This is a genomic window from Aeromonas sp. V90_14 (assembly GCF_029967615.1).
Lineage (GTDB): Bacteria > Pseudomonadota > Gammaproteobacteria > Enterobacterales > Aeromonadaceae > Aeromonas > Aeromonas hydrophila.
In genome coordinates this window covers 105,622-117,391 of record NZ_JASCAS010000003.1, presented here as the reverse complement: position 1 = coordinate 117,391, position 11,770 = coordinate 105,622, and the positions used below count along the sequence as shown (strand labels likewise).

General features: G+C 58.1%; 8 protein-coding genes. 4 read left to right on the top strand and 4 right to left on the bottom strand.

What is annotated here, in order from left to right:
• Positions 1-44: 44 nt before the first annotated feature.
• The 4 genes from oppC to QLG02_RS04120 form a co-directional block, all read right to left on the bottom strand.
• On the bottom strand, positions 45-956 hold the full coding sequence (gene oppC / locus QLG02_RS04135) for an oligopeptide ABC transporter permease OppC (RefSeq protein ID WP_011706428.1): 912 nt from the start codon (positions 954-956) through the stop codon (positions 45-47).
• Between the two features lie 14 nt (positions 957-970).
• Complete coding sequence (gene oppB, locus QLG02_RS04130; RefSeq protein WP_011706429.1) at positions 971-1,891, bottom strand: oligopeptide ABC transporter permease OppB; 921 nt, start codon at positions 1,889-1,891, stop codon at positions 971-973.
• 97 nt (positions 1,892-1,988) lie between these two features.
• Positions 1,989-3,608, bottom strand: coding sequence for an ABC transporter substrate-binding protein (locus QLG02_RS04125; protein WP_011706430.1), 1,620 nt, complete (start codon positions 3,606-3,608; stop codon positions 1,989-1,991).
• 279 nt (positions 3,609-3,887) lie between these two features.
• The gene (locus QLG02_RS04120) at positions 3,888-4,523 is read right to left on the bottom strand and encodes a YchE family NAAT transporter (protein ID WP_016351085.1); all 636 of its coding nucleotides are present in this window, start codon (positions 4,521-4,523) and stop codon (positions 3,888-3,890) included.
• A 269-nt stretch (positions 4,524-4,792) separates the two neighbouring features.
• Here QLG02_RS04120 and QLG02_RS04115 point away from each other — a divergent pair, with 269 nt between their 5' ends.
• The 4 genes from QLG02_RS04115 (at position 4,793) to QLG02_RS04100 (ending at position 11,753) form a co-directional block, all read left to right on the top strand.
• Positions 4,793-5,425 carry a 2OG-Fe dioxygenase family protein gene (locus QLG02_RS04115; RefSeq protein ID WP_282464580.1) on the top strand — a complete coding sequence of 211 codons (633 nt, stop codon included), beginning with the start codon at positions 4,793-4,795 and terminating at the stop codon, positions 5,423-5,425.
• Positions 5,426-5,720: 295 nt separating this feature from the next.
• Complete coding sequence (gene adhE / locus QLG02_RS04110; RefSeq protein WP_016351087.1) at positions 5,721-8,384, top strand: bifunctional acetaldehyde-CoA/alcohol dehydrogenase; 2,664 nt, start codon at positions 5,721-5,723, stop codon at positions 8,382-8,384.
• Positions 8,385-8,493: 109 nt separating this feature from the next.
• On the top strand, positions 8,494-9,729 hold the full coding sequence (locus QLG02_RS04105; RefSeq protein WP_011706434.1) for an HD-GYP domain-containing protein: 1,236 nt from the start codon (positions 8,494-8,496) through the stop codon (positions 9,727-9,729).
• A gap of 353 nt (positions 9,730-10,082) precedes the next feature.
• Positions 10,083-11,753, top strand: a complete 1,671-nt coding sequence (locus QLG02_RS04100) for a sensor histidine kinase (protein ID WP_282464579.1) — start codon at positions 10,083-10,085, stop codon at positions 11,751-11,753.
• The last annotated feature ends 17 nt before the right edge of the window (positions 11,754-11,770 follow it).

Here is an 11,770-nt window from a genome sequence, read left to right as displayed (position 1 = left end):
TGCGGCCCTTCGGCGCGTTGTTTCAGCGCTCCTTCGCCGCTTTCTCAGCGATCCTTCGGATCGAGGGCGTCACGCAGACCATCCCCGAGGAAGTTGAAGCAAAACAGGGTCACCACCATGAAACCGGCGGGGAACAGGAGTTGCCAGATGGCCACTTCCATCGACTTGGAGCCTTCATCCAGCAGAGCGCCCCAGCTGGTCATGGGCTCTTGTACGCCCAGCCCCAGGAAGCTCAGGAAGGATTCGAACATGATCATGCCCGGCACCAGCAGGGTGGCGTAGACCGCCACGATACCCAGCACGTTCGGCACGATGTGACGGGTGATGATCTTCCACTTGGAGACGCCGCAGACGTGAGCCGCCTCGATGAACTCCTTGCTCTTGAGGCTCAGGGTCTGGCCTCGCACGATCCGCGCCATGTCGAGCCAGCTCACCGCGCCGATGGCGATGAAGATGAGCGCCAGGTTGCGGCCGAAGAAGGTCACCAGCATGATCACGAAGAACATGAAGGGGAAGGCGTTGAGGATCTCAAGCACCCGCATCATCAGGCTGTCGACCCGACCGCCGATAAAGCCGGAGGCCGCGCCGTAGAGGGTGCCGATGATGACGGCCACCATGGCCCCCATGATGCCGACCATCAGCGAGATCCGCCCGCCGAGCAGGGTGCGCACGAACAGATCGCGCCCCAGGCTGTCGGTGCCGAACCAGTGGCCGGTTTCCATGTCCGGAGCCGCCTGCATGGCGCCCCAGTCAGGATCGTCGAAGGTGTATTGGGACAGATGCGGCCCCACGATCACCGCCAGACCGATGATGGTCAGGATGATGAGGCTGGTGAGCGCGGCCTTGTTGCGCAGGAAACGGCGACGGGCATCCTTCCACAGGGAGCGTCCTTCCACCACTTCCACTTGCTGGGCGAACGCCTCGACGGCTTCGCGTTTTTCAGTTGTGACAACCATGATGTACTCCCGACTTAGTAACGGATCTTGGGATCGATAAAGGCATAGAGAATATCGACCACGGCGTTAAAGGTGATGGTGAGGGCGCCGACCAGAATGGTCAGACCGAGCACCATGGAGTAATCACGGTTGAGGGCACCGTTGACGAACAGCTGACCAATCCCCGGCAGGCCGAAGATGGTCTCGATCACCACGGAACCCGTGATGATGCCGACGAACGCCGGTCCCAGATAGGAGACCACCGGCAGCATGGCCGGACGCAGCGCGTGTTTCAGGATAATGTGGCGCAGCGGCAAACCCTTGGCGCGGGCGGTACGGATGAAGTTGGAGTTCATGGTCTCGATCATGCTGCCCCGCATGATCCGCGAGATGGCGGAGATGTAGTACATCATCATGCCGAACACCGGCAGCACCATGAATTGCACCCCGCCGCCCTGCCAGCCACCGGCCGGGAACCAGCCGAGATGGATACTGAACAGCAACACCAGCAAGGGCGCCAGCACAAAGCCCGGGATCACCACCCCGGCCATGGCCGACGACATCAACAGGTAGTCGATGACGGTATTCTGTTTCAAGGCGGCAATGGTGCCGAAGGTGACCCCCAGTGTCACCGCGAACAGAAAGGCGAAGGAGCCAATCTTGGCCGATACCGGCAGCGCCTGGCTCACCAGATCGTTGACGGTGAAGTCCTTGTATTTGAAGGAGGGACCGAGGTCGCCCTGCACAAGGTTGCCCAGATAGGTGAGGTATTGCACGCCGATGGGCTTGTCGAGGCCATATTTGGCTTCGATGTTGGCCAGCACTTCCGGCGGCAGGGAGCGTTCGCTGGTGAAGGGGTTGCCCGGCGCGAAACGCATCATGAAGAAGGAGACGGTGATCAAGACCAGCAGAGTCGGGATCGCTTCCAGTAGACGTTTAAAAATGAATTTCAACATAGACAATTCCTGTCCTGTACTGCTTCCAAAGGGTCGCGGTTGTAATAAAGGCCCGCCATCCGGCGGGCCTGCTTTGTTATGCGACGTGTTACTTTACTCAGTGAGCAATGATGTACATGTCTTTGCTGTAGAGGTTGTCCAGCGGGTTGGCCGGGTAGCCGCCCACGTAGGACTTGACCATGCGGGAGGTCACGTACTGATAGATGGGAGCGATCGGCATGTCCTTGGCCAGGATCTCTTCGGCCTGCACATAGAGCTTGTTGCGGGCATCGGCATCCACCTGATTGCGCGACTCGTTCATCAGCTTGTCAAACGCCGGATTGGAGTATTTGCCGTCGTTGTTGCCGTGGGTGGTCTGCATCAGATCCAGCATGGAAGAGGCTTCGTTGTAGTCGGCGATCCAGCCGGCACGGCCCACATCAAACTGACCCTGTTTCTTGGTTTCCAGGTAGGTTTTCCATTCCTGGTTGACCAGGCTCACCTGCACGCCCAGCTTCTTCCACATGGAGGCCACGGCAACCGCCACCTTCTTGTGGTTGTCGTCGGTGTTGTAGAGCAGCTCGAACTTGAGCGGTTTGCCCGGGCCGAAACCGGCTTCGGTCAGCAGCTCTTTCGCCTTGGCATCGCGCTCTGCCTGGGTCAGCTTGGACCAGGCCGGCGCCACCGGCTTGAAGCCGTCCACGAAATCAGGCACCAGGGTGTAGCCCGGAGTCTCGCCCTTGCCCATCACCTTGTCGGCGATCACGTTGCGGTCGATGGCATAAGAGAGGGCGGTACGCACCCGCACGTCATCAAACGGCTTGTGCTTGAAGTTGTACTGGTAGTAGTAGGTACCGACATAGCCGCTCACCTTCACCTCGTTCGGCAGCTCCTTCTTCATCTGCTTGAAGCGCTCGATGGGCATGTTGTAGGTGAGATCCACTTCGCCGGCCAGATAGCGGTTCAGCTCGGCGTTGGTGGACTGGATCGGCAGATAGGTCACCTTGTTGATGACGGTCTTGGCGTTGTTCCAGTAGTTCGGGTTGCGCTCGACGTCGACGCGCTCGTTGACCACCCAATCCTTCAGCACATAGGCACCGTTGGATACCATGTTGCCGGGCTGGGTCCACTTGTCACCAAACTTCTCGATCACCTTCTTCGGCACTGGGTAGGTGGTGGTGTGGGAGAGCATGCTGACGAAGTAAGGCACCGCCTTCTCCAGCTGCACCTCGAAGGTGTAGTCGTCCACAGCCTTCACGCCCAGGGTGTCGGCCGCTTTCTTGCCGGCGATGATCTCGCTGGCATTGACGATGGTCGGGATCTCCAGATACCAGGAGTAGGGAGACGCCGTCTTGGGATCCACGGCCCGCTTGAAGGCGAACTCGAAATCGTGGGCTGTCACGGGATCCCCGTTGGACCACTTGGCATCTTTGCGCAGGTGGAACACGAAGTGTTTGTTGTCCTTGGTTTCCCAGGACTCGGCCATGGCGGGAAGCACTTCCCCTTTGGGGCCGGAGGCAACGAGACCTTCGAACAGGTCGCGCAGAATATTGGATTCAACCGTTCCTTCGGTTTTGTGCGGGTCGAGAGTGGCAGGCTCGGAGCCATTGCCTTTTACCAGCTGCTGAACGTCAGCCAGTTTGGTACCTGCGGGAACATCGGCGGCTTGTGCCGCGTTGACACCGCCGAACAGTGCTGCCACCAAGAGGGTATTAATCATTGTTTTTTTATGAGTCATTTCCATACTCCACAAGAACATTCCATGCAATTTTCCATCAACGGGACAAGTACCCCGCAGCCAGCATAATTCCCTGACATTTCTGATAATGCAATAGATATTGTCAGGCAGGACTGGACTTCATGGTCAAAAAAGCAGCTTTTAACCAATTATTCAGAATTTAAATATCGCGTGATGGACGTTTTTTATACAAACCCGCTCGATTCTAGGAAATGACCAACAAAAAAGAAACAATAAAAAGCCGGTCACGAGGACCGGCTCCAACAAAACAGACCTGAATCACATCAATCCGGGGAAGACCCCCTTGATCCCCGCCACCATGATCTCGATGCCAAGCGACATCATGATGAGACCCATGATCCGGGTGACCACGTTGATGCCGGTGTTGCCCATCACCTTGAACAGCAGGGGGGCGGCGCGGAAGATGAGCCAGGAGCAGAAGGCAAACACCATCACTACCACCGACATCCCCAGCATCTGGGACCAGGTGCTCTGGCTGGCATAGACAATAGAGGAAGAGATGGCGCCGGGGCCGGCCATCAGCGGCAGCGCCAGCGGCACCACAGCGACAGATTCCCGCGCGGCGAGCTCCCCTTTCTCCTGCTTGTTGTGCTTCACCTCCCCCAGCTTGCCCTGCAGCATGGACCAGGCGATCAGGGTAATGAGCGAGCCGCCGGCAATGCGAAACGACGCCAGCGAGATGCCGAAACCATCGAGGATCAGCTGCCCCATGTACATGGAGACCAGCAGGATGATCATCACCGCAATGTTGGCGGTGGTGTTGGTCTTCATCCGCTCTTCCGGCGTTTGATGGCTGGTCAGGCTGACAAACACCGGCAACAGGCCGAGCGGGTTGATGATCGCGAACAAACCGATGAAAAACTTCAGATATAAAGAGACGTCAATTGCTGCCATAGGCGCCATCCAGAAGTAGAACGAGGCCCTGCGGGCCACCCCGATAAACCGTGCGTAAATTTACACCATGGCCGAAACCTTCACCAATCAAATAATCTCACCCTTTCCGTGGCTTTTCAGTTAGTTCCTCTAATGTCACGACGAAATTCAACATATCGAGTTGTTAATAAAGATTGTCGCCATTTAACACTCTGATAAAATCACTTCGAGTTTTATGCGGCCACGGAGTTTTGGCGCAACATTTCATCTTCGTAAAAAAGGATTTTGTAATGATTGATACGGACATCAAGTTGCAATGGCATCTGGATTCACTGCCCGCAGGCAGTGTCGCCCCGCTGCTGGGCTTCTTCGACCGGCTGCCGGTTGATCCCTATATCCAGGGCCGCTTTCGCGAACGCCGTTACGGCCGGGTTGAAAAAGAGGGCAGCCGCTTTTACCCCCTCGACAACGGCGTCTTCTTTCAGGCGGCCGCCATCAACAAGTTTTTGGGGGACGTGCCCAGAACCTATGCCGAGCTGGATCCCGCCTTCGTCGCCCACCCCACCTTCCAGCTGATGCTGGCCCGCTTTGCCCGCCATACCCGACTGGCGGATGGCCAGACCATCGGTATTCACCAGATGCGCATCGTCACCGGAGAAGGTGAAAGCGTGCCGCCCGCCCCGGAAGGCGTGCATCAGGACGGCTTTGATTTCATCGGGGTGTTCTTTTGTGGCAGTGACGGGGTCAGCGGCGGTGCCTTGCAGCTCTATCATGGATTAAAAGAACAACCATTTTTTCAACAACAATTAAACGCTGGCGAGTATCTGATCCTGGATGATCGCCGTTTCTATCACAATGCCGCCCCCATACTGCCCCAGGGTCCGCACAGGGGACACTGGGACGTAATCGTGCTAACTGCTTGAAAAATGGTGCGTGAGCCCCTGTTCACGCCCCATTCATCCCGCTTCTGGCCAACTCAACAACTGCGCAACATCTGGCAAACATGTATTGTGAAACAAAATTTCTTTTGTTCTTTTGTTACACATGATCCAGATCAAGTTTTTCTGAGTCAGCCCCGCTCTATAATCGACTCAGAAAGCGATTTAGTAAGGCATGTAAATACCCCGTTGTGGTGATTCTGTTCTTGACAGGGCATCTATAATTGCCGGGCATTGCCAACGTCTTACTAAACAGTTTTCAAATCATCAGGAGATAAACATGGCAGTAACCAATATGGCTGAACTGGATGCACTGGTCGCCCGCGTCAAAGAAGCACAGCGTGAATTCGCCAGCTTCTCGCAAGAGCAGGTAGACAAGATCTTCCGTGCCGCCGCCCTGGCCGCCAGCAATGCCCGTATCCCCCTGGCCCAGATGGCCGTGGAAGAGTCCGGTATGGGTATCATCGAAGACAAGGTTATCAAGAACCACTTCGCCTCCGAATACATCTACAACAAGTACAAAGAAGAGAAGACCTGCGGCATCCTCAGTGAAGATGACGAGATGGGTACCATCACCATCGCCGAGCCGGTAGGTATCATCTGCGGTATCGTACCGACCACCAACCCGACCTCCACTGCGATCTTCAAATCACTGATCTCCCTGAAGACCCGCAACGCCATCATCTTCTCCCCGCACCCCCGTGCCAAGAACTCCACCAATACCGCTGCCAAGCTGGTACTGGATGCAGCCATTGCCGCCGGTGCACCGAAAGACATCATCGGCTGGATCGATCAACCGACCGTTGAACTCTCCAACGCCCTGATGAAGCACAACGACATCAACCTGATCCTGGCCACCGGTGGCCCGGGCATGGTGAAAGCCGCTTACTCCTCTGGCAAACCTGCCATCGGTGTAGGTGCCGGTAACGTGCCCGTTGTCATCGACGAAACTGCCGATGTGAAGCGCGCCGTCGCCTCCATCCTGATGTCCAAAACCTTCGACAACGGCGTGGTCTGTGCCTCCGAGCAAGCCGTCATCGTGGTTGACTCCATCTATGACCAGGTGAAAGAGCGTTTCGCGACTCACAACGGTTATGTGCTGACCAAAGAAGAAGCTGACAAGGTCCGCAAGGTCATCCTGATCAATGGTGCCATGAACGCCAACATCGTGGGCCAGCCGGCGACCAAGATCGCCGAAATGTCCGGCGTGACCGTGCCTCCCACCACCAAGATCCTCATCGGTGAAGGTCTGGAAGTGTGTGAAGAGGAAGAGTTCGCTCACGAGAAGCTCTCCCCGACTCTGGGTATGTTCCGTGCCAAGAACTTCGAAGAAGCCGTCGAAATGGCCTGCACCATGGTCAACTTGGGTGGTATCGGCCACACCTCCGGTCTGTACACCGACCAGGATCGCAACGCCGACCGCATCAAGTACTTCGGCGACAAGATGAAGACCGCCCGTATCCTGATCAACACCCCGACCACTCAGGGTGGTATCGGTGACCTGTACAACTTTGCCATCGCACCGTCCTTGACGCTGGGTTGCGGTTCCTGGGGTGGTAACTCCATCTCCGAAAACGTGGGTCCCAAGCACCTGATCAACAAGAAGACAGTCGCAAAACGGGCAGAAAATATGCTGTGGCACAAACTTCCGAAATCCATCTACTTCCGTCGTGGTTCCCTGCCGATCGCCCTGGGCGACTTGGAAGGTAAAAAGCGCGCACTGGTCGTGACCGACCGCTTCCTGTTCAACAACGGCTACGCCGACGAAGTGGTTCGTCTGCTCAAGGGCCTGAAGATGGAAGTGGAAGTGTTCTACGAAGTAGAAGCCGACCCGACCCTGTCTGTGGTTCGCAAAGGCGCCGAGATGGCCCACTCCTTCAAGCCGGACGTGATCGTCGCGCTGGGCGGTGGTTCACCAATGGATGCGGCCAAGATCATGTGGGTGATGTACGAGCACCCGGAAACCGCGTTCGAAGATCTGGCCATGCGCTTCATGGACATCCGCAAGCGTATCTACAAGTTCCCGAAAATGGGCGTGAAGGCCGAACTGGTCTGTATCACCACCACTTCCGGTACCGGTTCTGAAGTGACCCCGTTTGCGGTCGTGACCGATGACGCCACCGGCATGAAATACCCGCTGGCCGACTACGAGCTGACCCCGAACATGGCCATCGTCGACGCCAACCTGGTCATGGGCATGCCCAAATCCCTGTGTGCCTTCGGCGGTATCGATGCCGTGACTCACGCCATGGAAGCCTACGTTTCCGTACTGGCCAATGAGTACTCCGACGGTCAGGCGCTGCAAGCCCTGAAACTGCTCAAAGAGTACCTGCCGTCCAGCTACCAGAACGGTGCCAACGACCCGGTTGCTCGCGAGAAGGTGCACAACGCCGCCACCATCGCCGGTATCGCGTTCGCCAACGCCTTCCTGGGTGTGTGCCACTCCATGGCTCACAAACTGGGTGCTGAGTTCCACATTCCGCACGGCCTGGCCAACGCCCTGCTGATCAGCAACGTGATCCGCTACAACGCCAACGACAACCCGACCAAGCAGACTGCGTTCTCCCAGTACGACCGTCCGCAGGCTCGCCGTCGCTACGCCGAAGTAGCCGACCACCTGGGTCTGACTGCCGCCGGTGACCGTACCGCCGCCAAGATCGAGAAGCTGCTGGTATGGCTGGACGAGCTGAAAGCCACTCTGGGTATCCCGGCCTCCATCCGTGAAGCCGGCGTGTCTGAAGCTGACTTCCTGGCCAAGGTTGACCAGCTGGCCGTGGAAGCCTTCGATGACCAGTGCACCGGCGCCAACCCGCGCTACCCGCTGATCAGCGAGCTGAAAGCCATCCTGCTGGACACCTACTACGGCCGTCCCTTCACCGAAGACGCTCAGGTAGCGGCCAAGGTAGAAGCCAAGGTTGAAGGCAAGAAGAAGTCCAAAGCCTGATAAGCTGAACCGACTCGAGAGCCCGCGCACATGCGCGGGCTTTTTTGTTTGTCTATCTGCTTAATTTTGCTAGCTTGTTCATAGGCATTCATGAAATGCGAGCTAGCGTATGGCGCTGATACAAGCCTCCATCGAGCAGTTGCGGGTAGGCCACTACATCCATCTCCCCACGGGATGGACCAACCACCCTTTTATGTTCAATGCATTCAAGATCAAGGATCAGCAGCAACTCGACATCATTCGCCATCTCGATCTCAGCCTGCTGATGGTGGATCCCGACAAGAGCGACCTGCCTATCGAACCCATCTTGCGCGGTGACATTCCTTCCGCCGGGCCTGACCTCTCGATCATCGAAGAGCTGGTGGAGAGCGGCCCTGCCCCGTTTGATGAGAAAGCCTTTCGCCGCTCCCTGCGCGCCGCCGACAAGGCCTTCGGCCAATCCATGTCCGAGCTGCGCGATGCGCTGGGGGCACTCAACCTCAAGCCGGACGAAGGGCTCGCCAACACGGCGCAGATAGTACGAAACGCTGCCGCCCGCATCAGTGCCCACGAAGGCCCGCTCGGTCTGCACCTCATTCGCAGCCCGCACACCGACATCCTGCTGCAGCACAGCCTGAACGTGGCCTTCATCGCCATGTTGATGGCCCGTGAGCTCGGCATGAACCCCATTGAAATCGAAGAGACCGGGCTGGCCGGCCTGGTGCACGACATCGGCGAGCTGAAGATCCCGACTCAGATCACCCAGAAACGGGGGGAGCTCAACAAGTCGGAACAAAACTTCCTCAACATGCACCCCCAGTACGGGCTGGAGATGCTGACCCAGTTGCAGGCCTTCGAGCCCAAGATCCGCCAGGTGGCCCATCTGCATCACGAGCGCCTCGATGGCAGCGGCTTTCCCCTTGGCATCAAGGGGGGCGAGATCCCGCCGCTGGCGCGGATCATCGGGCTGGTGGATTACTATGACGAGCTGCTGCACCCGCGCAACAGCGCCACGCCGGCAGCGCCGAGCCAGGCCATCAGCCAGCTCTACAAGCTGTCGCAGAAGAAATTCGACCAGGATCTGGTCAAACTGCTGATCAAGGTGCTGGGGGTCTATCCGCCTGGCTCGCTGGTGATGCTCTCCGACGACTCGGTGGCGCTGGTGCTCTCCACCGAGCCCACCATGCCGCTCAAGCCCAAGGTGTTGCCCTACATCAAGGCGCAGCGGCCGGAAGGGGTGGCGATGATCGACCTGCGGGAAGATGAGCGCACCATCAAATCATTTATCAAGCAAGAAGAGCTGGATGAGGGACAACGGCTGTTTTTCAACCTGACCCGACGCTTCTGTTACTATTTTGCCTTTTGAGTTATCCCCAGAAGCTGGGGATAACTCATTGGACAAACCTGAATAATCACTCGATTGCCCGCAAAATTGTTCGCCATCCACCATGGATAAAAAACGCCCAGCCAAGGGGCTGGGCGGAGCATGCCACCTCCGTGTGGCGTATCCAGCGGATACATTCATGCTCCATCCAGCAATATCAACCCTTGGGCGATTACACAAATATCAATTTAACATGCTGATTTAATATGGTTTTATTTCACGTTTCTGGCACACTGCGGCCGCAACTCCGCCCTGGCGCCCTGCAGAACAAGATCCTGTTCACATTTATTCAAGGTTGCCGCTTTTTTCGGCACGGACTCTGAGGAACGTTTTTTATGCAGTTGGTCCTCTCCCTGCTTCAACAGATGAGCGTCAGCCTGGTCATCGCCTACCTCTTTTCCAAGAGTCCGCTGCTGCGTCCGCTGGCCAACTATTCGGTCAGGCTGCCTCACAAGGTGCTCATCTACATTACCTTCTCCTGCTTCTGCATTCTCGGCACCTACGTGGGGCTGGATATCGACGATGCCATCGCCAATACCCGCGCCGTCGGCGCCGTGCTGGGCGGGCTGCTGGGGGGCCCGCTGGTGGGCTTTCTGGTGGGGCTGACCGGCGGCCTGCACCGCTATACCCTGGGTGGCTTCACCGATCTCGCCTGCGCCATCTCCACCACCTGCGAGGGGCTGCTGGGCGGGCTGGTGCACTGGCGGCTGATGCGGGCGGGCAAGATGGACGCCCTGTTCGAGCCGCGCATCGCCTTCTTCACCACCCTCTACGCCGAGATCATGCAGATGGTGATCATCCTGCTGGTGGCGACGCCATTCGATAAATCCCTGCTGCTGGTGCGCACCATCGCCACCCCCATGATCCTGGCCAACTCCTGCGGCGCCGCGCTCTTCATCAGCATGATCCGCGATCAGCAGCAGATGTACGAGAAGTTCTCTCGGGTCTTCTCCGCCAAGGCGCTCAATATCGCCAACCGCACCGTCGGCATCATGAGCCAGGGCTTCACCCCAGAGGCCAGCCACAAGATTGCCCGCATCATCCAGGAGGAGACCGGGGTCGGCGCCGTCGCCATCACGGATACCGACAAGATCCTCGCCTTCATCGGCATCGGCGAGGATCACCACCAGCCAGGTACCCCCATCACCTCGGCCATCACCATGCAGGCCATCGCCCGCAACAAGGTGCTGTTTGCCGACGGCAACAGCCAGCCCTACCGCTGCAGCATCTCGCCCCAGTGCCAGCTCGGCTCGGTGCTGGTGATCCCGCTGCATGGCGACGAGGGGGTGATCGGCACCATCAAGCTCTATGAGCCCAAGAAGCGGCTGTTTCTCAAGATCAACCACACCCTGGGAGAAGGGATTGCCAACCTGCTCTCCCAGCAGTTGCTGACCGGCCGGCTGGAGCAGCAGCAACGGCTGCTGGTGCAATCCGAGCTCAAGCTGGTGCAGGCCCAGATCAATCCCCATTTTCTGTTCAACACCCTCAACACCATCAGCGCCATCACCCGGCGCGAACCGGAGCGGGCGCGCCAGCTGCTGCTGCACCTCTCCCTGTTCTTTCGCAAGAACCTCAAGCGCCAGAGCGGCCTGGCCACCCTGCAGGAGGAGCAGGAGCACTGCCAATCCTATCTGGAGATCGAGCTGGCCCGCTTTGGCGATCGGCTGACGGTGCAAAACGAGATCCCGCCGGCCCTCGCCGACCTCAAGCTGCCGAGCTTCACCCTGCAGCCCCTCATCGAGAACGCCATCAAGCACGGCATCTCCACCCTGCTGGAGCAGGGGCACATCCGCCTCTACACCGAGCAGACGGCAGAGCGGGTCACCATCCACGTGGAGGACAATGCCGGCACCTGGCAGGAGAAACCGGCCGGCGACGGGCTCGGCATGACCCTGGTGGACCGGCGTCTCAAGAGCGCCTTCGGCAACCGCTATGGTCTGAGCGTCAGTTGCGAGTCCGACTGCTGGACCCGGGTCTCCGTCACCCTGCCAAGGGAGCTGCCATGATCCGGCCGCCGTCCCAC

Excerpts from the sequence above, each read along its gene's own strand:
- QLG02_RS04105 (WP_011706434.1), top strand. The coding sequence starts at position 8,494 with ATGGCGCTGATACAAGCCTCCATCGAGCAGTTGCGGGTAGGCCACTAC.
- QLG02_RS04120 (WP_016351085.1), bottom strand. The coding sequence starts at position 4,523 with ATGGCAGCAATTGACGTCTCTTTATATCTGAAGTTTTTCATCGGTTTG.
- oppB (WP_011706429.1), bottom strand. The coding sequence starts at position 1,891 with ATGTTGAAATTCATTTTTAAACGTCTACTGGAAGCGATCCCGACTCTG.
- oppC (WP_011706428.1), bottom strand. The coding sequence starts at position 956 with ATGGTTGTCACAACTGAAAAACGCGAAGCCGTCGAGGCGTTCGCCCAG.
- QLG02_RS04115 (WP_282464580.1), top strand. The coding sequence starts at position 4,793 with ATGATTGATACGGACATCAAGTTGCAATGGCATCTGGATTCACTGCCC.
- QLG02_RS04125 (WP_011706430.1), bottom strand. The coding sequence starts at position 3,608 with ATGACTCATAAAAAAACAATGATTAATACCCTCTTGGTGGCAGCACTG.
- QLG02_RS04100 (WP_282464579.1), top strand. The coding sequence starts at position 10,083 with ATGCAGTTGGTCCTCTCCCTGCTTCAACAGATGAGCGTCAGCCTGGTC.
- adhE (WP_016351087.1), top strand. The coding sequence starts at position 5,721 with ATGGCAGTAACCAATATGGCTGAACTGGATGCACTGGTCGCCCGCGTC.